Consider the following 20,128-nt stretch of genomic DNA (forward strand, 5'->3'; position numbering starts at 1 on the left):
CTGCAGCGTCTGGATAGCCGTGGGGGCGTGAACGGTCAATCGCGATAAGGCGTGTTTCGTCGTGCAAGGGCAGATTGACCGCGAATGCGGCTGCCAGTGACCGCTATTGCCCCGTTGCGCGTCACGGAAACCGCTGTCGCGCGAGGCGGGTTCTTGCGCTGCAGCATGTGACTGACATCGACGAATGCGCGGAGGTGTCGTGGGTCAAGCGGGTTGCGTGATGTGGCGTCGTAGTAGCAGCAGTTGTTGTCGCGGTTGCCGTTGCTGTTTCCCCTTTGAAAAAGGGGCAGGGGGGATTTGCTCTTGCTTGCCCATCACCGCAAAAAAGCAAATCCCCCGCGCGATGGAAGCAAGTTCGAACATCGAACGGACGCAGCGCGCCGCCCCCTTTTTCAAAGGGGGCGAATTGACGTGCTTGATTGGAATCGCAGCCGTTGCTGTTCCCCCCTTTGAAAAAGGGGGGCAGGGAGGATTTGCTCTTGCTTGCCCATCACCGCAAAAAAGCAAATCCCCCGCGCGATGGAAGCAAGTTCGAACATCGAACGGACGCAGCGCGCCGCCCCCTTTTTCAAAGGGGGCGAATTGACGTGCTTGATCGGAATCGCAGCCGTTGCTGTTCCCTCCTTTGAAAAAGGGGGGCAGGGGGGATTCGCTCTTGCTCGCCCATCACCGCAAAAAGCAAATCCCCCGCGCGATGAAGGCAAGTACACAGATCGAGTTCACGCAGCGCGCCGCCCCCTTTTTCAAAGGGTGCGAATCGACGCGCTTGTTCGATGTAGCCGACGCAAACCCGGCCGCCCCATCACTCCCCCGGCACCGCCCCCGCCGTCGCCGCGACCGAAGCCCGCCGCCGCGCCAGCACCGCTTCGCGATGGGCGATGTAGGCGTTGGAGCCGAGAATGATCGCCGCGCCGATCACCGTGTAGCGGTCCAGCGATTCGCCGAACCACAGCCAGCCCGCGATCGCGACCAGCGGCAACTGGGTGAAGCTGATCGGCGTCAGCGCCGAGACTTCCCCGAGTTTGAGCGCATGCGTCCACAACACCTGCCCGCCGGTGCCGAATATGCCCGCGGCGGCGATCCACGCCCAGGTGATGCCGTGCGGCCACTGCCATACGAACAAGGCCGGCAACAACGACATCGGCACCCAGAACGCATAGGTGTACAGGACGATGGTGTTGGCCGAATCGATTTTCGACAGTTGCTTGATCTGGATCGAAATCACGCCGCCCAGCACTGCTGCCAGCAACGCCGCCAGGCTGTCGATGGAAAATTCCGCCGAACCCGGCCGCACGATCACCAGCACGCCGATGAACCCGGCCGCGACCGCCAGCCAGCGCCGCGCGCGCACTTGTTCGTGCAGGAACAGCACCGCGGCGATGGTGACGAAGATCGGCGTGGAATAGGTCAGCGAGATCGCCTGCGCCAAGGGCAGGTGCCCGATCGCCCAGAACCCGGCCAGCATCGAGCAGATGCCGATCAGGCAACGCACGAAATACTTCGGCAGCTGCTTGGTGCGCAGCTCGGCGCGCTGCGCGCCCAGCAGCAGCGGCAATACCGCGAGCAGGCCGAACAGGTTGCGGAAGAACGCGACCTCGAAAGTGTGCAGCGACTGCGAGGAAACCCGGATCGCGATGGCCATGACGCCGAAACACAAGGTGCTGGCCAGCATCAGGCCGGCGGCGCGCATCGGGTGGACGGGCGCGGCGGTGTTCACCAGCGCGCGCCGACGATGCGCGGCTCCGGTTCGATGGCGACCTCGAAGCGCGCCTGCACCGACTCGGCGATGCGGCGGGCGAGGTCGAGCAGTTGCTGTCCGCTCGCGCCGCCGTGGTTGACCAGCACCAGCGCATGCGCCGGCGACACGCCGGCATCGCCGTCGCGATGGCCTTTCCAGCCGCAGGCGTCGATCAGCCACGCCGCCGAAAGCTTGCGCGTGCCGGCATCGGCGCCGCGGAACACCGGCATCGCCGGGTGCTGCGCCAGCAAGGCCTCGGCTTGCGCCGCGGGCAGAATGGGATTCTTGAAGAAGCTGCCGGCATTGCCCAGCACGGCCGGGTCGGGCAGCTTGCGGCGGCGGATCGCGATCACCGCGTCGGCCACGTTCTGCGGCGTCGGCGCGTCCACGCCCATCGCCGCCAGTTCCTCGCGAAGGCCGGCGTAGTCGAGCTTGAGCGCGGGCCGCAGCGGCAGAGCGAATTCGACTGAGCCGATCAGATAACGGTCGGGCGATTGCTTGAAGCGGCTGTCGCGGTAGCCGAAGCCGCAGGCGGCGTTGTCGAATCGATGCCATTGCCCGCTGGCCGGTTCGAAGGCTTCCACGGCATGGACGAAATCGCGCACTTCCACGCCGTAGGCGCCGATGTTCTGGATCGGCGAGGCGCCGACCGTGCCGGGAATCAGCGCCAGGTTTTCCAGCCCGGCGTAGCCCAGCGCCAGCGACTGCAGGACGAAGCCGTGCCATTGCACGCCGGCATCGGCGCGCACGATCGCGTGTTCGTCTTCATGGCGCAGCACCTGCACACGGCGGCCGCTGAGTTCCAGCACCGCGCCGTCGGGATCGCCGGCGAACAGCAGATTGCTGCCGCCACCGAGCACCAGGGCCAGTCCGTCGCGCAGCGGCGCGGCCTGCAGCGCCTGCGGCAATGCGGCGGGATCGTCGATCGAGACCAGCCACGGCGCGCGCGCATCGACGCCGAAGGTGTTGCGCTGTCGCAGCGGGGCATCGCGCACGATGCGAAGGTTCGAAGTCATGCGCGTGATTCGGAGCGGGACGGTGGGCGAGGGATGGCGGCGGGCTCAGATCGTCGGCGGCACGTGGCCACGGCTGGGCGCTTCCTTGCGGCGGCGGATGGCTTCGACGCATTCGTTGACCAACGCCGGCCCGCGATACACCAGGCCCGAATAGCACTGCACCAGACTCGCGCCGGCCGCCATCTTGGTGACCGCGTCGGCGCCGGTGAGGATGCCGCCCACGCCGATCATCGGGATGCTCTCGGGCAGGCGCGTGCGCATCTTGCGCAGCACCGTGGTGGACTGGCTCATCAGCGGCCTGCCGGACAAGCCGCCGGTTTCGTTCGCGAACGCGCTGCCTTCCACGCCTTCGCGGGCGATGGTGGTGTTGGTCGCGACCACGCCGTCGACCTGCAACTCGCCCAGCACGCGGCCGGCGGCTTCGATGTCGTCGTCGGACAGGTCGGGCGCGATCTTGACCAGCATCGGCACCCGCTTGCCCTCGCGCGCGGCGAACTTTTCCTGGGCCTCGCGCAGGGTGCCGATTAGGCGCCGCAGCGATTGCTCTTCCTGCAGTTCGCGCAGGCCGGCGGTGTTGGGCGAGGAGATGTTGACGGTGATGTAGTCGGCCAGCGGATACACGCGTTCCAGGCAGTGCAGGTAGTCGTTCTCCGCGCTGTCGTTGGGCGTGTCCTTGTTCTTGCCGATGTTGATGCCGAGCAGGCCGCCGCGGCGGCGCGCCTTGGACACGTTGCGCACCAGCGCATCGACGCCGTCGTTGTTGAAGCCCAGGCGGTTGATCACCGCCTGCTGCTCGGGCAGGCGGAACATGCGCGGCCTGGGGTTGCCGGCCTGCGGCTTGGGCGTGACGGTGCCGATTTCGATGAAGCCGAAACCCAGCGCCAGCAGCGCGTCGATATGGCTGCCGTTCTTGTCCAGTCCGGCGGCCAGGCCGACTGGGTTGGGGAAGCTCAGGCCGAGGACTTTGGTCGGCAGCGGCTTGGGCACTCGCGCCATCAGCGGGTTGAGGCCGCTGCGATAAGCCGTCTCCAGCGCTGTCAGGCCAAGTCCGTGGGCTCGTTCGGCATCCAGTCCGAAGAGGAAGGGGCGGGCAAGGCTATACACGAGGTCGGGGGGGCGCTCGGGTCGAGGAAACCCGATTATCGCCCAAGCCGGTGCCCGCGGGCGAGCATGACGATCGGCCACTGGCGCGATTTGGGATGCGCGGTCCGGGCCAGTTCATCGCTCGGCCCTTGTTTACTGCGGCGGCGTGACCCGAATCAACGTCGAGGCGGGATCGGCGATGGGTGCTTCGCCAAACCGTGCCGCGGTGCGCGCGAACGCCGGCGCACCGCGGCGCCGGGCTCAGATTTCCATGACCGGGCAATCCAGCGTGCGCACGCACGCGGCGAAACGCGTCTCGCAGCCGCTGGCCTGGTTCGGCGATTCGGCGGTGAGCAGGCAGTGCTCGTATTCGAAACGGCAGCGCTCGCACTGCGCCTCGTCGCCGGCCAGGGCGCTGAGCGAAGCGCCGAAGCCGAAGACGGCCAGGGCCACGGCGGCGAGTCGGGTGTTGCGGGTCCATGCCTTCATGTGTGCGTCCTTGAGTGAGGTGGGTGGTTCCGGCGCCGCGTTCCGGCGCGCCGGAACGCGCCACCCTGGGGGCGCGCGCGGACGCAGACAAGCTGCGATGCAGCAGATGGAGGCCGGCGCGCGGCCGCAGCGCTCAGCGCGAGCCGGCGAAGGCCAGCACCGCGGCGATGCCGCCGAAGAACAGGATCGCCACGATCACGGTCAGCACGGCGACGATCACCGAGCTCCAGCCCAGGATCAGGCCGCCGAGGGCCAGCCCGTCGCCGTCGTAGCGCTGCGGCTCGCGGCGGATCTGGCCGCGGGCGAGGTGGCCGGTGATGATCGCGGCGATGCTGCCGAGGAAGGGCAGCAGGCTCCAGCCGAGAATGCCTGCGATCAGGCTCAGCACGGCCAGGGTATTGGTCTGGCGGACAGGCATTTGCATCGGATCCGTTCCTTCGTTATTTGAACACCGTCACAGCATACGATGTGCGCCGGCGGTGGGCACGTCCTGCGCCTGTGTGTTCGTCGCGCCGCTTGCCGCGTGGCGCAAAAAACAAAACCCGCGCATTGGGCATGCGCGGGTCGGCTTGCCACTCCTCACGCGCGTGATGCGTCAATCCGGCGGCAGGCTCGGGTCGCACCGGTTGTCGATCTGGCACTGGAACAGCTGATCCAGGCAACTGGGCTGCGCGTCCGGCGTGTTGTCCCTGCACTGGTAATAGCCGTCCAGACAATACCTGCAGTCCGGAATGCCCGCGGTGGCGGTCAGCGCGGCGGCGAAGCCGAAGACGCCGAACGCGATCGCGGTGAGGCGGATGCTACGGTTCCGTGTGTTCACAAGGCTTCCTCATGTGTCGCCAGTCCGTCTGGCGAATTCACGCTAGGCACGGGGGATGGGGGCGGTCAAGCGATGGCGTCGCAGTCTGGGACCATCCGCTCATGACGGCCTCGGCACTCGTCTGGGGCTGAGGCGGGGGCTGCTTTTGTGGGAGGGGCTTCAGCCCCGATGCTTTTCTTTCCGGACCCGAGAACTTCCGCGATTTGAAAGAAAAGCATCGGGGCTGAAGCCCCTCCTACAAAAGCGCCGGAGGTCAGCGCGTAACCACCGCTTTCCCGTCCGCGATCGCCTGCCGGTAATCATGGACATCGCGATTTTGGCAGGCGGATTCGCTTGGGAGCGCGGGCGCTTCGATCGGCGGCTTCTGTCCAGCGCGCAGGGCCTGCTTGTTCGCACGGATGAATCGCAAGTGCTTGTCCGTGGCCAATTGCTGGATTCGATAGCGAGTCAGATCGACCCGGCGCGCATCGACAAAACCGAGCAAGCCGAGTACCGAGTTGTTGGACTCGCAACGCCGATCCATTCGGTAACCGGCCGACAAGGCCATGCCACCGAACACGACCGCATTGCCGATCAGAAACCACATCTGAACCGTCAGCGGATCGCGCAACCAGGGGCCGCCGAGCCACGACGACAGCCCGATCATCGCGGCCATGCCGGGCGCGCACAGGCAGAACAGCCACAGGGCCAGCCGCCGCTCCGCCTTCGCATCCGCCGCGCTGCCGCGCGCGTGGTGCATCCACAACCAGCCTTGCTGCGGGTCGAGGATCGCATGCGCGAGCAAGGCCTCGCCCTTGCGCGAAACCGCGGCTTTCACCCAATGGCCGGGCTTGAGTTTGCCGGCGCCGGCGAACTCGCCGCACACCACCTGGCCATCGATCAGGCAAGCGAAGTACTGCGTGTCTTCGGCGAAAACCAGCGCGCGTTCGATGTCGTGCGCCGCTCGCGCGATCGAGGCGGCGGTACCGGTGTCGTCAGGAGGGATTTGCGCGATCCGGGCCAGCAGCCGCTGCGGTTCGTCTTCGACGCACAACGCGTCCAGCACGCCTTCGAGCAGGAACGGCGGGATATCCGCGGGGCTATCGGCCGTCATGGCGTGCGCCGAATGCCGATGATGGTGCGGCGACGAGCATCCATCGCCGCCAGGGCGAACCCTGGCGGCAACGGCGCATGCGGCGGAGCGAAGCAGCGCATCGTCCGCCGCGTGGTGTTACAGATCGAACTTGATGCCCTGCGCCAGCGGCAGCGCATCGGAGTAGTTGATCGTGTTGGTCTGGCGGCGCATGTAGGCGCGCCATGCGTCGGAACCCGACTCGCGGCCGCCGCCGGTTTCCTTCTCGCCGCCGAACGCGCCGCCGATCTCGGCGCCGGAGGTGCCGATGTTGACGTTGGCGATGCCGCAATCCGAACCCGCGGCCGACAGGAACGCTTCGGCGGCCTTGAGGTTGGCGGTGAAGATCGACGACGACAGGCCCTGCGGCACGTCGTTCTGCAGCGCGATGGCTTCATCGAGCGTCTTGAACTTCATCACGTACAGGATCGGCGCGAAGGTTTCGGTCTGCACCACTTCGGCGTCGTTGGTCAGGCCGGTGACGATGGTCGGCAGGACGAAGTTGCCCTTGCGCTCGATCGCCGCGCCGCCGGTGGCGACGGTGCCGCCGCTGGCCTTGGCCTTCTCGACCGCGTCCAGGTAAGCCTGCACCGCATCGCGGCTGTTGAGCGGGCCCATCAGATTGGCCGGGTCGGTCGGGTCGCCGATCTTCTTCTCGACCTGCTTGAACGCGGCGACCAGCTTGGCCAGCACGTCGTCGTGGATCGACTCGTGCACGAACAAACGGCGCGTGGTGGTGCAGCGCTGGCCGGCGGTGCCGACCGCGCCGAACGCGATCGCCGGGATCGCCAGCTTCAGATCGGCCGAGGCATCGACGATGATCGCGTTGTTGCCGCCCAGTTCCAGCAGCGAACGGCCCATGCGGCGGGCGACGCGCTCGCCGACGACGCGGCCGACCTTGGTCGAACCGGTGAAGCTCACCAGGCCGATGCGCTTGTCATCGACGAAGTTCGAGGCCAGCTCGGTGCCGGCATCGTTGAACAGGAAGAAGATGTCCGGGAAGCCGCCGGCGCGCAGCGCTTCGTTGCAGACCTTCATCGACGCGATCGCCGACAGCGGGGTCTTCGGCGACGGCTTCCAGATGGTGATGTCGCCGCAGATCGCCGCGATGAACGAATTCCACGCCCACACCGCGACGGGGAAGTTGAACGCCGAGATCACGCCGACGATGCCGAGCGGATGCCACTGCTCGTACATGCGGTGGCCGGGACGCTCGGAATGCATGGTCAGGCCGTACAACTGGCGCGACAGACCGACGGCGAAGTCGCCGATGTCGATCATCTCCTGCACTTCGCCGTCGCCCTCGGGCTTGGACTTGCCCATTTCCAGCGCGACCAGCGAACCCAGCGCGTCCTTGTGCTTGCGCAGCGCGTCGGCGCACAGGCGGATGGCTTCGCCGCGGCGCGGAGCCGGGGTGGTGCGCCACACCGCGAAGGCGGCCTGGGCGCGCTCGACGATGGTGTCGTAATCGCTCTGCGAGGACGCCTGCACGCGCGCCAGCACTTCGCCGTCGGTGGGGTTGACGGGCTCCAGCACGCCGGCGTCGGCGGTCTTGGACCATTCGCCGTGGCCGAGGTAGGTGCCGGACTCGTTGTCTTTGAGTCCCAGGGCGGCGAGAACGGGGTGGGTCATACCGAAAGCTCCATGTGGTGGCACGCCGGGGGGCGTGGCGAAACGGAAAGGCGAGCGCCGCGAAGGACGCGACGGCAACGCGCGGGACGCGCGCTGCGCATGGATGGCGACCCCGACACGATTCGAACGTGTGACCTTCCCCTTAGGAGGGGGATGCTCTATCCAGCTGAGCTACGGGGCCTGGCTTTAAAATCAATTGGTTACGTGCGCCGGACGCAAGGTCCGGAGCCGGCGCGCGAAGCGCCCCGGCGACGCGATGCAGCGCAGGCAGGATCGACGCGACCGGCCGGGATTGTACTCGGCCGGGCCCGAAGGCCGCCATGCCGCGGCGGGCGGCGAGGGCGCGATGCGCCATGCGGGAGGCGTCGCGAGGCCGTAACGCTTCGGTTACATGCGGCCCGTGCGCCGCGGCTATGCTCGGGCCGACGCGATCGGCCTGCCCGCGCCCGCGCCATCGATCGATGGCGGCGCGCCGGCAGCCAGGGACTCGATCCGCCGGTCCGTCCGGACCCAGCAGCAATCAAGGAGCAGTGCATGCAATCGATCCGTTTCCGTCTTGCCCCCACCGTGTTCAAGACCGCCGCCGTGGCCGCGCTGGCGCTGTGCGCCAACGCCGCGTATGCGCAAAGCGACGCACAGGTCTACGAGTCGGCGATCGCCGAAGCCGCGCGCCTGTGTCCCGGCCATTCCAAGGAACGCACCACGCCGGGCATCCGCGCGGTCCCGGTCGGCGCGCTGCGCGTGCTGGCCCAGCGCAATTACACGATGTGCCCCGACCGTCGCCTCGACGCCGCGACACCGGCGGTGTGGTACGGCGCGGCCGGCGTATTCGCCTGGAACCCGGAAACCAAGGGCGCGGTGAAGTTGATCGCGGGCAAGGTCGATGCGATGACGCGCAAGGAAGATTTCCCGCCCGAAACGCTGGTGTGGAAAGCCGACGGCAGCGACGCCCAGGGCGTGACGGTGCCGATGTTCGAACGGCGGCCCAGGCCGGCGGGTTCGTACTGATCGCGATCGTTCGCGTTCGCCGCGGCCGTGGACCGGCGGCGGCGAACGCTTGGGTTCGGTGGTGCGCAGCGATGTGGCGACCAGCGATTCGGTGAGCGCCTGCTGCCGGTAGCGGCGGCTTGATCCGCGCTTACGACGCAAACCGCAAACCGCAAACCCGCGCCGCGGCATGCGCGGCCTTTGCCTCTATGCACGAAGGCCCGATGGCTTCGTACTCAGCCCGCATCGCCTCCAAGCGACGCCACCAGCTTATCGACGATGGCGTTGTAGAGCCCGGCGGCGAATTCGGCATCGTTGCCGGTGTCGTCGGTCATGGCGTACTGGCCGCTGGCCAGCATTCCCGCAGCCAGATGCACTGCGACTTGTTCTGCTTTTTCGCGATTCATATCCGTCTCCGTTGAAGTGTCGTGCGCGTGAGGCGCGCAGCGCCCCCGAGGGCGTGAGCGAAGGCTACTCCCGCCCGCCGTGGTGCGCGGAGGCGAAAATGGAACTGATCGGATCAGCAACGTCCAGCCGGCAAAATCGGCAACGGCGAGTGTCGTTCGCGGAAAGACGGCGCGCGTTTCAGCGCGTCGCGAGCATGTAGCGCAAGGCGCGATAGCGGGTTTCATCCACGCCCAGCGCTCGCAGCCAGTTGGCGAAATACTGCGCCAGCACTCGCGAGTTCGGGTGCGAGCCGAGATGGAGGGTCTCGAAGTCCTTGCGGTTGCGCACCTTGTCGGCGATCAGCATCTGTCTGACTTCGGCCAGCGGGCCCAACGCGATCGCGTCGTCTCCAATTCGCCGGCCAGGAACGCGTAAGCATCTGCTTTGCGCAGGGTTCCTTCCATGGATGCGGCGGTGCCGGCGTTGCCGCTTAGTCGCTTGCGTGCCTCGCTGCGAGTGAGGGCACGCAAAGCGCGCGTGCGCAGGCCGTGCGGGGACTTCGCGACGGCGCCGCCGGGCTTCGGTGTCCGATGACGATCGGCCGCGACAAGGACACGCGCCCCATGACGATGGTCCATGGCCGACCGGAAATTTCAGACACGTCTGATTTGTCGCGCTCAAAGCGTTCGCGCAGTCCGCATCGATCGCCTCGCATCGATATCGCAGCTGACTCCGTCATGGGCGCTAGCGCATGCGGACGTTCGCAGCGCGCTTCGCGCGTCCGGGCTTTCGCGCGGACGCAAGCGGGAGCGCTTCACCGGCAGACTTCAGGGGATCATCGATGACTGTTACGACTAACGCGGCGGCGCGCCTGCGCGCGGGGATACGCGCTGGCGCGAGCGCGCCACGAATGCGCGGATGGGCCGCCGTGCTCGCCGCCGCGCTCGCGCTCGGCGGACTCGGCGCAAGCGCCGCGGCCCAGGCGCAAAGCTGCGCCGCGGGCGAGACCGCGGTGAGCTTCGGTTACATCGCCGATTTCGGCGACGTCGCGAACCAGACCCTGACCGTGCCTGCCGGCGTCAATGCGATCAGAGTCCATTTGGGCGGCGCGCAGGGTGGAAGCACCGGCACTTCCGCCGTCTCTGGCGGACTGGGAGGGCAGGTGGAGGGTGTCCTGGCGGTTACGCCGGGCGATGTGGTCGGCGCGCTGACCACGGGTTACGAATACGCCGGCGACAAGCTGCACCTGACCGGCTATGGCCGCATCGACATCAACCGCACGCGCCTTCGCGGCTATGCCGAGCGCGGCCTGGGCGACCTGGATCTGCGCTACGGCGCGCAGACGCTGCGCGACAAGGGGCTGGCGCTGGGCCTGGAAGGCCAGTACGCGACCGGCGCCAACTGGCATCCGTACTGGATGCTGGAATACCGCGACGGTTCCAACGATCGCAGCGATGTCGCGTTGAACTACGTGCAGCGTGCCTCGGCGACCGATTACGTGCTGGGCTTGCGCAGTTACGGCGACCGCTCCTTTACTTACGGCGGCGGCATGGACCTGGACCTGTCCGCGGCATGGCGCCTGTCGTTGTTGCTGCGCCGTCAGCATGCGAGCAGGCAGGACGCGGCCTCGACCTTCGGCGTGTTGTTGTCCTATTCGCCGGGCGCGACGCGGACTATTGCGGTGTCGTCGATGCCGACTGCCGATGCGGTTGGTCGCCAGGCTCCTGCACGGGCCGATACCGGCGGTGGTGAAGACGGGCGCTGAGCGAGAGACCCGATACGACGCCCGCGGCGCCAGCCGCGGGCGTTCTTGCCTGAGGCCGGTGGCTTTGTTCGAAAGCACAGGCAGGCCAGTGGTCCGGCCCGGAACTCGCGGTGCATGCCATTTGTCGTTGTGGGAGGGGCTTCAGCCCCGATGCTCTTGTCACAGATCGCCGTGATTTGACCGAAAGGCGTCGGGCCTGAAGGCCCTCCCACAAAAGCGGGCCCTCCCACCAAAATCCCGCGGCTGACGCGGCGGCTGTTGTAGGAGGGGCTTCAGCCCTGATGCTCTTGTCACAGATCGCTGCGATTTGATCGAAAGGCATCGGGCCTGAAGGCCCTCCCACAAAAGCGGGCCCTCCCACCAAAATCCCGCGGCTGACGCGGCGGCTGTTGTGGGAGGGGCTTCAGCCCCGATGCTCTTGTCACAGATCGCCGTGATTTGACCGAAAGGCGTCGGGCCTGAAGGCCCTCCCACAAAAGCGGGCCTCCCACCAAAATCCCGCGGCTGACTCGGCGGCTGTTGTAGGAGGGGCTTCAGCCCCGATGCTCTTGTCACAGATCGCCGCGATTTGACGATGACGATGAATGCCTATCCTTCGGCCGAGGCCGGCGGGTTCGAGTTGGAGATGACGATGGCGGTGGGCGAGGCGAAGCGGTAGGTCTCTATAAAGTCGTCATTGCCGCGAAAAGCGGCTCCGCTTTACTTCGGCGGGGCCGAACATCCAACGACTTCAGCGACTTCAGCGACTTCAACGACTTCAGCGTCATCTTTCCAGACCGTCATTCCCGCGAAAGCGGGCTCCGCTTTAAGTAAAGCGGAGCCCGCTTTAGCGGGAATGACGAGCAGCCGGCCCGCACACTCTCTTGCCGCGCCACACTCCAGTGCCCCACGGCCGGTATCGCCCCCTCTTTGCGTTCAATCATCCAGATAGCCGTATTCAGGATCGAGTAGGAACCTCCTGAGCGCGGGTTGTCTCGCCGATGAAGTTCTTGCTTCCCGGGACGATGAAGAGGGCACGGCTAGCTTGCCGTGTGGGGTGTTGTGCTGACGGCGCGCGGGGGTGCGCGTCTTCGGCATCGGGGCTTGCGGACGCGATGAGGCGATCCGCGCTGGGGGCAAAATGAAGGATTTGAATCACGTCGCGACGCATATCGGCGCGTCGCTGGCTGCGCGCGCACAGGCTGCTGCGCGAACCCTGCGCGCAGGCGCGCGCCGCTACGGTTGGCTGCTGCTGTTGCCGGGCCTGGGCCTGGCCGGCGGCGCCCGGGCGCAGAGCTGCGGAGTCGGCGAAACGCCGGCCGCGTTCGGTTTCACCGGCGGCGAACAGACCGCCATCGTGCCGGCCGGCGTGCATTCGCTGACGGTGTATCTGAGCGGCGCCCAAGGCCGCGCGGGCCGCAGCGGTGCGGGGGACGGTCCAAGTTCTCCCGGCGGCGGCGGCGGATTGGGCGGACGCGTGCGCGGCACCCTGGCGGTCACGCCGGGCGCGGCGCTGTCCATTTGGGTGGGCGGACAGGGCTCGCAGGCGGTGAATCCCGGTGGTCTGGGGGACAGCGTGGACGGCACCGGCAGCGGTGGCGGCGCCACCGATCTGCGTCTGGGCGGCAACGGCATCGGCAATCGGGTCGGTATCGCCGGCGGCGGCGGCGGCGGCGGTAACGCCGGCTGGAGCATCGACGACGTTATCGCGGGCGGAGCCGGCGGCGTCGGCGGCGGTGGTGTGGGCGGTGCGGGGGCCAACGTGCCCGGAGGCCCCGGTCCGTTCGGCGGCAGCGGCGGTTCGGTCGGCACCGGCGGCGCCCCGGGCGCGGGCTGCCCGAGCTATCCGGGCACCACGGGTAACGCGGCCACCGGCAAAGGCGGTGTGGCCTTCAATTTCAGCGGTTCCTTCACCGGAGCCGGTTTCGCCGGCGGCGGTGGCGGCGGCGCCACGATCGGCGCGGGCGGCGGCGGTGCCGGTGTCGGCACGACCAGTTGCCAGCAGAACTGGAACGGCGGCGGCGGCGGCGGCGCGGGCGGCAGTTCCGGCGCCACCGGCCTGAGCGCGGTCACCATCAACAACGGCGTACAAAGCGGCGACGGCGCGGCGCTGATCTGCTTCGCCCAGACCGAGTTCTCGGTCGGTGGCGCCGCGACCGGCCAGACCGGCCCGGTCACCCTGCAACTCGCCGCGACCAATCCGGGCAGTTCGCAGCAGGTCGTGGTCGCGCAGGCGGCCGCGAGTTTCGTGTTTCCGACGCGATTGCCGCAGGGCGCGAACTGGAACGTCAGCGTGCTCAGCGCGCCGGCCGGACAGTTGTGCACGGTCAATCCGTCCAGCGGCCTGTCGATCGCCAGCGATGTCACCAATCTTGCGCTGAGTTGCGTGACGGTGACCACGACGGTGAACCCGCCCACCTTGCCCAACGGCGCGCTAGCGGCCGCGTATTCGCAGACGCTCACCGCGAGCAGCGCGAACGGCGGCACCGCGCCGTACACCTTCGCGATCAGCGCCGGCGCCTTGCCGGCGGGCCTGAGCTTGTCGAGCGCGGGCGTGCTGTCGGGAACGCCGAGCGCGGCGGGCACGGCCAACTTCACCGTGCAGGCGACATCGAGCAACGGCTTCAGCGGCACGCGCGCATATACCTTGACGATCGCGCAAGGCAGCCAGGCCATCACCGGCTTCGCCGCCAATCCGGCCGCGCCGGTGTACGCGCCGGGCGGCAGTTTCACGGTCTCGGCCAGCGGCGGCGCGTCGGGCAATCCGGTCGTGTTCGCTAGCACCACGCCGGCGGTGTGCACGGTCGCAGGCAGCACGGTCAGCACGCTCGCGGCCGGCAACTGCGCATTGACCGCCAATCAGGCCGGCAACGCCAACTACAGCGCCGCGCCGCAGGTTCCGCTGGCGGTGACCATCGGCCAGGCCGCGCAGGTCATCACCGGTTTCGCCGCCAATCCGACCGCGCCGGTGTATGCGCCGGGCGGCAGCTTCACGGTCTCGGCCAGCGGCGGCGCATCGGGCAATCCGCTCGTGTTCGCCAGCACCACGCCGGCGGTGTGCACGATCAGCGGCGCCACCGCCAGCATCCTCGGCGCGGGCACCTGTTCGCTGACCGCGAATCAGGCCGGCAACGCCAACTACGCCGCCGCGCCGCAAGCGACGCTGGCGGTGGCCATCGGACCGGCGACGCAGGCGATCAGCAACTTCGCCGCCAATCCGGCCGCGCCGGTGTATGCGCCGGGCGGCAGCTTCACGGTCTCGGCCACGCCTGGCCTGTCCACCAGCCCGGTGCTGTTCGCCAGCGCTTCGCCGGCGGTGTGCACGGTCGCCGGCAGCACGGTGTCGATGTTGAGCGCGGGCGCTTGCGCGCTTACCGCCGATCAGGCCGGCGACGGCAACTACAGCGCGTCGCCGCAAGTGGCGCTGACGGTGACGATCGCCGCGGCGGCGCAGGCGATCACCGACTTCGCCGCCAATCCGGCGGCGCCGGTGTTCGCGCCGGGCGGCGGTTTCGCGCTCAGCGCCACGCCGGGCGCTTCGACCAGCCCGGTCGTGTTCGCCAGCACCACGGCGTCGGTGTGCACGGTCAGCGGCAGCACGGTGACGATGTTGAGCGCGGGCACGTGTTCGCTCACCGCCGACCAGGCCGCCGACATCAACTACAGCGCCGCGCCGCAAGTGACGCTGGACGTGATCATCGGCGCGGCCGCGCAGGCGATCACCCACTTCAGCGCGAATCCGGGCACGCCGGTGTTCACCCCGGGCGGCAGCTTCACGGTGTCGGCCAGCGGCGGCGGCTCGGGCAATCCGGTGATCTTCGCCGGCGCCTCGCCGAGCGTGTGCACGGTCGGCGGCAGCACGGTGACGATGCTGAGCGCCGGCACCTGTTCGCTGACCGCCGATCAGGCCGGCAACGCCAGCTACACCGCCGCGCCGCAGGTCGCGTTGCAAGTGATCATCGGCGGCGCGACGCCGAACCTGTCGTGGCTCGGCGATATCGCCAAGACCGTGGGCGAGCCCGCCTTCGATCTGCCCGATCCGAGCAGCAACAGCAACGGCGCCTTCACCTTCACCAGCGCCAACACCGCGGTGGCGACGGTGAGCGGCCGCAAGGTCACCATCGTCGGCGCCGGCGTGGCGACGCTGATCGCGACCCAGGCGGCCACCGCCAATTACCTGCAGGCCACCATCAGCGCCACGTTGACCGTCGCCGACCGTCCGGACCCCACCCGCGATCCCAGCGTGGTCGGCGGCCTGCAGGCGCAGGTCGATGCCAGCGTGCGCTTCGCTTCGGCGCAGCAGTCCAACATCCACGATCGCCTGCGCCAGCAGCGCTACGCCAGCGGCAACAGTTCGAGCAACGGCCTGAGTCTGAGCCTGAGCAACGCCAGCGGCGCCGGAATGTCGTTGACGGCGGGCCAACTCGCGCCGGCTTCGGCGATGCGTTTGCCGGAAGACTGGGGCGTGTGGACGGCCGGCACCATCACCAACGGCCAGCGCGAACGCAACGCCCGCGGCGACGGCTTCGACTTCCGCAGCGACGGCATCACCGTCGGCGCCGACTGGCGCATCGGCGATCGCTTCCTGCTCGGCGTCGCCGGCGGTTACGGCTGGAACGACACCGACCTGGACGATGCGCGTTCCAAGCTCGACGCCAGGCAGCGATCGTTGTCGCTGTACGGCCTGTGGCGCCCGAGCGAGCGTTGGTTCGTGGACGGCATCCTGGGTTGGGGCCAACTGGACTTCGACATCCGCCGTTACAGCGCGACCGCCGGCACCACCGGCACCGCGCAGCGCGACGGCGATCAGGTGTTCGGCTCGATCACCGCCGGTTACGAACACAGCACCGGCAACGGCCTGAGCCTGACCGGTTACGGCCGCCTGGACAGCAGCCGCAGCAAGCTCGATGCGTATCGCGAACACGGCCTGGGCATCTACGACCTGAGCTACGGTTCGCAGACCGTCGAAAACAGCGGCGCCGCGCTGGGCGTGGAAGGCAGCTTCCCGATCGTGACCACCCGCGGCAACGTGTTCCGACCGTACTGGATGCTCGAATACCGCGATTCGATCGACAACCGCAGCGACGTGAACTTGAACTACGTGATCCTGCCCGCGGCCAACGATTACATCCTGGGCATGCGCAGCTACGGCGACAACGCGCTGACCTACGGCGCCGGCATGGACATGGAGATCGCCCGCGGTTGGAAGCTGTCGGTGCTGGCGCGTCGCCAACACGGCAGCGGCCAGGACCCGAGCACCAGCTTCGGCCTGCTGCTGTCGTTCGCGCCGCGCGCCGAGTCGGGCACGATTCCGTTTAATGGCTATCAAAGCGGTTTGATGACGCAAGACGGCGTGACGCCGGACCGCGGTAACGAGACCGGGCACTAAGTCCGGAGCGTTCGGCCGGCGCCGCGGATCGCGGCGCCGGCTTGATGTTCGCCTGGTCAGTGTTCCGGCCCGTCGGGGTCGCAGCGCGTCGCGGACTTGAGCCGGCCGATGCGAAGTGGCACGATCGCGCCGGTGAACAGCCGACCCGCCCCTGCGCAGCATCTGCGCGACCTCGCACGGCTGCGCCGCGTCCGCGACCGCATCGACCGCGAGTACGCGCAACCCCTGGACGTCGAGGCCCTGGCCCGCGGCGTGCACATGTCGGCCGGTCACCTGAGCCGCCAGTTCCGCCTGGCCTACGGCGAATCGCCTTACTCCTATCTGATGACCCGGCGCATCGAACGCGCGATGGCTTTGCTGCGATGCGGCGAACTCAGCGTCACCGATGTCTGCTTCGCGGTCGGCTGCGCGTCGCTGGGGACCTTCAGCACCCGTTTCGCCGAACTGGTCGGCGTCCCGCCCAGCGTTTATCAGCGTGAGGCCGCGCAGGCGACGGCGGGCATGCCCTCGTGCGTGGCCAAGCAGGTCACGCGACCGATCAGGAATCGAGAAGCGCCGGTCGGGGAGCCGCAATTAGACTGAGCGCCCTCGAACTCACACGCATCGGAACGAACACATGGACATCCGCATTCACGCCAGCTTCCTCCCGCACACCGACGCCGACGCCGCGCTGACCTTCTATCGCGACATCCTCGGCTTCGAAGTCCGCAACGATGTCGCCTACGCCGGCATGCGCTGGATCACCGTCGGCCCGGCCGGCGCGCCCGGCACCCCGTCGATCGTGCTGTTTCCGCCCGCCGCCAGCCCCGGCGTCACCGAGGACGAGCAGCGCACCGTCGCCGAGATGATGGCCAAGGGCACCTACGCCGCCATCGTCCTGGCCACGGCCGATGTCGACGGCAGTTTCGAGAAGATCCAGGCGCAGGGCGCCGAGGTCGTGCAGGAACCGACCGACCAGCCTTACGGGGTTCGCGATTGCGCGGTGCGCGATCCGTCGGGGAATCTGATCCGGTTGCAGCAGGTGCGCTGAGTATTTGTTTGCGCAATCGTGGAAGGGGCTGCAGTTTTGCGGCTCCGTTTTTGCGAGAAGCTTTGGCTCGATGTTCTCGCGGACTCTCATTGCCCCGTCATTCCCGCTTTCGCGGGAATGACGGCTGGGAGAGGACCAGGGAATGAAGGAGCGCGTTCCCCGGAATGACGAAACCTCCAACCACCCACCCACCTCCGCACCCGCACCGCGCCACCCACGGAGAACCGATGACCAAGTCCACGAGGAAGCCCCCGCAGCCGCCTGCCGCCAACGCGGCCGACCGTCACGACCTGATCCGCGTGCAGGGTGCGCGCGTCAACAACCTCAAGGACGTCAGCGTCGAGTTGCCCAAGCGCCGGCTGACGGTGTTCACCGGCGTCTCCGGCTCGGGCAAGAGCTCGCTGGTGTTCGGCACCATCGCCGCGGAGTCGCAACGGCTGATCAACGAGACCTACAGCGCCTTCGTGCAAGGCTTCATGCCGACGATGGCGCGGCCCGAGGTCGATGTGCTCGACGGCCTGACCACGGCGATCATCGTCGATCAGGAGCGCATGGGCGGCGACCCGCGCTCCACCGTCGGCACCGCCACCGACGCCAACGCGATGCTGCGCATCGTCTTCAGCCGCCTGGGCAAGCCGCACATCGGCCCGCCGAGCGCGTTCGCCTTCAATGTCGCCACGGTCAAGGCCGCCGGCGCGATCACGGTCGAGCGCGGCGCCAAGACCAAGACCGTGCGCGAGACCTTCACCCGCACCGGCGGCATGTGCCAGCGCTGCGAAGGCCGCGGCGCGGTGTCGGACTTCGATCTGACCGCGTTCTACGACGACAGCAAATCGCTCAACGAAGGCGCGCTGACCATTCCCGGCTTCAGCATGGAAGGCTGGTACGGGCGCATCTACAACGGCTGCGGCTTCTTCGATCCGGACAAGCCGATCCGCAAGTTCAACAAGAAAGAACTGCACGACCTGCTCTACAAAGAGCCGACCAAGATCAAGGTCGACGGCATTAATCTCACCTACGCCGGCCTGATTCCGCAGGTGCAGAAGTCGTTCCTGTCCAAGGACGTGGACGCGATGCAGCCGCACATCCGCGCCTTCGTCGAGCGCGCGGTGACCTTCAGCGTCTGTCCCGAATGCAACGGCACCCGTCTCAGCGAAGCGGCGCGTTCGTCGAAGATCAAGGGCGTCAACATCGCCGATGCCTGCTCGATGCAGATCAGCGATCTGGCGCAATGGGTGCGCGGCCTGAAAGAACCATCGGTGGCGCCGCTGCTGGCGAAGTTGGCGCATACGCTGGATTCGTTCGTGGAAATCGGCCTGGGCTATCTGTCGCTGGACCGCTCCGCCGGCACGCTGTCGGGCGGCGAAGCGCAGCGCACCAAGATGATCCGCCAGCTCGGCTCCTCGCTCACCGATGTCACCTATGTGTTCGACGAGCCGACCATCGGCCTGCATCCGCACGACATCCAGCGCATGAACGACCTGCTGCTGCGGCTGCGCGACAAGGGCAATACGGTGCTGGTGGTGGAGCACAAGCCGGAGATGATCGCGATCGCCGATCACGTCGTCGATCTCGGCCCCGGCGCCGGCAGCGGCGGCGGCACGGTCTGCTTCGAAGGCAGCGTCGCCGGCCTGCGCGCCAGCAAGACGCTCACCGGGCGTCATCTCGACGATCGCGCCAAGCTCAAGAAGACACCGCGCACGGCCAGCGGCGCGCTGAAGATCCGCGGCGCCAGCACGCACAACCTGCGCAAGGTCGATGTCGATATCCCGCTCGGCGTGCTGGTGGTCGTCACCGGCGTCGCCGGCTCGGGCAAGAGCTCGCTGGTGCACGGCTCGATTCCGCCCGGCGCCGGCGTGGTGTCGGTCGATCAGGGCGCGATCCGCGGCTCGCGCCGCAGCAATCCGGCGACCTACACCGATCTGCTGGAACCGATCCGCAAGGCCTTCGCCAAGGCCAACAACGTCAAGCCGGCCTTGTTCAGCGCCAACTCCGAAGGCGCTTGCCCCACCTGCAACGGCGCCGGCGTGATCTACACCGACCTGGCGATGATGGCCGGCGTCGCCAGCGTCTGCGAGGACTGCGAAGGCAAGCGTTTCCAGGCGCAGGTGTTGAAGTACAAATTCGGCGGCCAGGACATCAGCCAGGTGCTGGCGATGTCGGTCGCGCAGGCGCGCGACTTCTTCGGCGGCGGCAAGGCGCATCTGCCGGCCGCGCACGCCATTCTCGAACGGCTCGCCGATGTCGGGCTGGGCTATCTGAGCCTGGGCCAGCCGCTGACCACGCTGTCGGGCGGCGAGCGGCAGCGGCTCAAGCTCGCCACGCACATGGCGGAGAAGGGCGGGATCTATGTGCTCGACGAACCGACCGCGGGCTTGCATCTGGCCGATGTCGAGCAATTGCTGGGGTTGCTGGATCGGTTGGTCGATGCCGGCAAGTCGGTGATCGTGGTCGAGCATCATCAGGCGGTGATGGCGCATGCGGACTGGATCATCGATCTGGGACCGGGCGCGGGGCACGAGGGCGGGCGGGTGGTGTTCGAAGGCACGCCGGCCGCTCTGGTCAAAGCGCGTTCTACGCTGACGGGGAAGCATTTGGCGGCTTACGTCGGCGGGTGAGCCAAAGCAAATCCCCCGGCGCAGTTGTATTCACCTGAAGCGGGCTACGCAGGCGCCAGCCCCCTTTTTCAAAGGGGGCAACGG

16 protein-coding genes and 1 tRNA gene are annotated in these 20,128 nt (G+C 67.8%); 6 read left to right on the plus strand and 11 right to left on the minus strand.

The features are described from left to right. Positions 1–802 precede the first annotated feature (802 nt). The 9 genes from J7J50_RS14330 to J7J50_RS14370 all read right to left on the minus strand — a co-directional run bounded on the left by J7J50_RS14330 (position 803) and on the right by J7J50_RS14370 (position 8,070). On the minus strand, positions 803–1,690 hold the full coding sequence (locus J7J50_RS14330; protein ID WP_215056308.1) for a DMT family transporter: 888 nt from the start codon (positions 1,688–1,690) through the stop codon (positions 803–805). Between the two features lie 23 nt (positions 1,691–1,713). Further along, a complete protein-coding gene (gene murB / locus J7J50_RS14335; protein ID WP_215056286.1) occupies positions 1,714–2,754 on the minus strand; it encodes a UDP-N-acetylmuramate dehydrogenase in 1,041 nt (346 codons plus the stop codon). A gap of 45 nt (positions 2,755–2,799) precedes the next feature. Then, positions 2,800–3,858 (minus strand): quinone-dependent dihydroorotate dehydrogenase, encoded by a 1,059-nt coding sequence (locus J7J50_RS14340; protein ID WP_215056285.1) that lies wholly within the window; start codon positions 3,856–3,858, stop codon positions 2,800–2,802. A 240-nt stretch (positions 3,859–4,098) separates the two neighbouring features. Next, positions 4,099–4,326 carry a hypothetical protein gene (locus J7J50_RS14345; protein WP_215056284.1) on the minus strand — a complete coding sequence of 76 codons (228 nt, stop codon included), beginning with the start codon at positions 4,324–4,326 and terminating at the stop codon, positions 4,099–4,101. Positions 4,327–4,459: 133 nt separating this feature from the next. Continuing rightward, a complete protein-coding gene (locus tag J7J50_RS14350; RefSeq protein WP_215056283.1) occupies positions 4,460–4,750 on the minus strand; it encodes a DUF4190 domain-containing protein in 291 nt (96 codons plus the stop codon). Between the two features lie 171 nt (positions 4,751–4,921). Further along, complete coding sequence (locus tag J7J50_RS14355) at positions 4,922–5,146, minus strand: hypothetical protein (RefSeq protein ID WP_215056282.1); 225 nt, start codon at positions 5,144–5,146, stop codon at positions 4,922–4,924. A 253-nt stretch (positions 5,147–5,399) separates the two neighbouring features. After that, positions 5,400–6,239, minus strand: a complete 840-nt coding sequence (locus tag J7J50_RS14360) for a hypothetical protein (protein ID WP_215056281.1) — start codon at positions 6,237–6,239, stop codon at positions 5,400–5,402. A 117-nt stretch (positions 6,240–6,356) separates the two neighbouring features. Next, on the minus strand, positions 6,357–7,889 hold the full coding sequence (locus J7J50_RS14365; protein ID WP_215056280.1) for an aldehyde dehydrogenase family protein: 1,533 nt from the start codon (positions 7,887–7,889) through the stop codon (positions 6,357–6,359). A gap of 104 nt (positions 7,890–7,993) precedes the next feature. Then, positions 7,994–8,070 (minus strand) — tRNA-Arg (locus tag J7J50_RS14370). 404 nt (positions 8,071–8,474) lie between these two features. On the opposite strand from J7J50_RS14370, the gene J7J50_RS14375 reads away from it, so the two are divergent. Continuing rightward, positions 8,475–8,897: a hypothetical protein gene (locus J7J50_RS14375; RefSeq protein ID WP_215056307.1), complete on the plus strand. Its 423-nt coding sequence runs from the start codon at positions 8,475–8,477 to the stop codon at positions 8,895–8,897. Between the two features lie 215 nt (positions 8,898–9,112). Here J7J50_RS14375 and J7J50_RS14380 read toward each other — a convergent pair whose 3' ends face one another. Together J7J50_RS14380 and J7J50_RS14385 are read right to left on the minus strand one after the other, a co-directional pair. Next, positions 9,113–9,283, minus strand: a complete 171-nt coding sequence (locus tag J7J50_RS14380; RefSeq protein ID WP_187313152.1) for a hypothetical protein — start codon at positions 9,281–9,283, stop codon at positions 9,113–9,115. A gap of 178 nt (positions 9,284–9,461) precedes the next feature. Next, entirely contained in the window at positions 9,462–9,629 is a 168-nt protein-coding gene (locus J7J50_RS14385; RefSeq protein WP_215056279.1) for a hypothetical protein, read from the minus strand. Between the two features lie 544 nt (positions 9,630–10,173). On the opposite strand from J7J50_RS14385, the gene J7J50_RS14390 reads away from it, so the two are divergent. The 5 genes from J7J50_RS14390 to J7J50_RS14410 all read left to right on the plus strand — a co-directional run bounded on the left by J7J50_RS14390 (position 10,174) and on the right by J7J50_RS14410 (position 20,044). Further along, positions 10,174–11,028, plus strand: a complete 855-nt coding sequence (locus tag J7J50_RS14390; protein ID WP_215056278.1) for an autotransporter outer membrane beta-barrel domain-containing protein — start codon at positions 10,174–10,176, stop codon at positions 11,026–11,028. A 1,120-nt stretch (positions 11,029–12,148) separates the two neighbouring features. Beyond that, positions 12,149–16,396, plus strand: coding sequence for an autotransporter domain-containing protein (locus J7J50_RS14395; RefSeq protein ID WP_215056277.1), 4,248 nt, complete (start codon positions 12,149–12,151; stop codon positions 16,394–16,396). 132 nt (positions 16,397–16,528) lie between these two features. Beyond that, positions 16,529–16,978 (plus strand): helix-turn-helix transcriptional regulator, encoded by a 450-nt coding sequence (locus tag J7J50_RS14400; protein WP_215056276.1) that lies wholly within the window; start codon positions 16,529–16,531, stop codon positions 16,976–16,978. 34 nt (positions 16,979–17,012) lie between these two features. Beyond that, a complete protein-coding gene (locus J7J50_RS14405) occupies positions 17,013–17,426 on the plus strand; it encodes a VOC family protein (RefSeq protein ID WP_215056275.1) in 414 nt (137 codons plus the stop codon). Between the two features lie 227 nt (positions 17,427–17,653). Continuing rightward, positions 17,654–20,044 (plus strand): excinuclease ABC subunit UvrA, encoded by a 2,391-nt coding sequence (locus J7J50_RS14410; RefSeq protein WP_215056274.1) that lies wholly within the window; start codon positions 17,654–17,656, stop codon positions 20,042–20,044. Positions 20,045–20,128: the final 84 nt, after the last annotated feature.

Origin of the sequence: Lysobacter sp. ISL-50 (assembly GCF_018612875.1) — a bacterium.
Taxonomy (GTDB): Bacteria; Pseudomonadota; Gammaproteobacteria; order Xanthomonadales; family Xanthomonadaceae; genus Lysobacter.

What these genes read in the sequence shown, in the direction of transcription:
- J7J50_RS14395 (WP_215056277.1), top strand. Translation starts at nt 12,149, where the DNA reads ATGAAGGATTTGAATCACGTCGCGACGCATATCGGCGCGTCGCTGGCT.
- J7J50_RS14390 (WP_215056278.1), top strand. Translation starts at nt 10,174, where the DNA reads ATGCGCGGATGGGCCGCCGTGCTCGCCGCCGCGCTCGCGCTCGGCGGA.
- J7J50_RS14365 (WP_215056280.1), bottom strand. Translation starts at nt 7,889, where the DNA reads ATGACCCACCCCGTTCTCGCCGCCCTGGGACTCAAAGACAACGAGTCC.
- J7J50_RS14360 (WP_215056281.1), bottom strand. Translation starts at nt 6,239, where the DNA reads ATGACGGCCGATAGCCCCGCGGATATCCCGCCGTTCCTGCTCGAAGGC.
- J7J50_RS14330 (WP_215056308.1), bottom strand. Translation starts at nt 1,690, where the DNA reads ATGCGCGCCGCCGGCCTGATGCTGGCCAGCACCTTGTGTTTCGGCGTC.
- J7J50_RS14410 (WP_215056274.1), top strand. Translation starts at nt 17,654, where the DNA reads ATGACCAAGTCCACGAGGAAGCCCCCGCAGCCGCCTGCCGCCAACGCG.
- J7J50_RS14345 (WP_215056284.1), bottom strand. Translation starts at nt 4,326, where the DNA reads ATGAAGGCATGGACCCGCAACACCCGACTCGCCGCCGTGGCCCTGGCC.
- J7J50_RS14350 (WP_215056283.1), bottom strand. Translation starts at nt 4,750, where the DNA reads ATGCAAATGCCTGTCCGCCAGACCAATACCCTGGCCGTGCTGAGCCTG.
- murB (WP_215056286.1), bottom strand. Translation starts at nt 2,754, where the DNA reads ATGACTTCGAACCTTCGCATCGTGCGCGATGCCCCGCTGCGACAGCGC.
- J7J50_RS14380 (WP_187313152.1), bottom strand. Translation starts at nt 9,283, where the DNA reads ATGAATCGCGAAAAAGCAGAACAAGTCGCAGTGCATCTGGCTGCGGGA.
- J7J50_RS14405 (WP_215056275.1), top strand. Translation starts at nt 17,013, where the DNA reads ATGGACATCCGCATTCACGCCAGCTTCCTCCCGCACACCGACGCCGAC.
- J7J50_RS14385 (WP_215056279.1), bottom strand. Translation starts at nt 9,629, where the DNA reads ATGCTGATCGCCGACAAGGTGCGCAACCGCAAGGACTTCGAGACCCTC.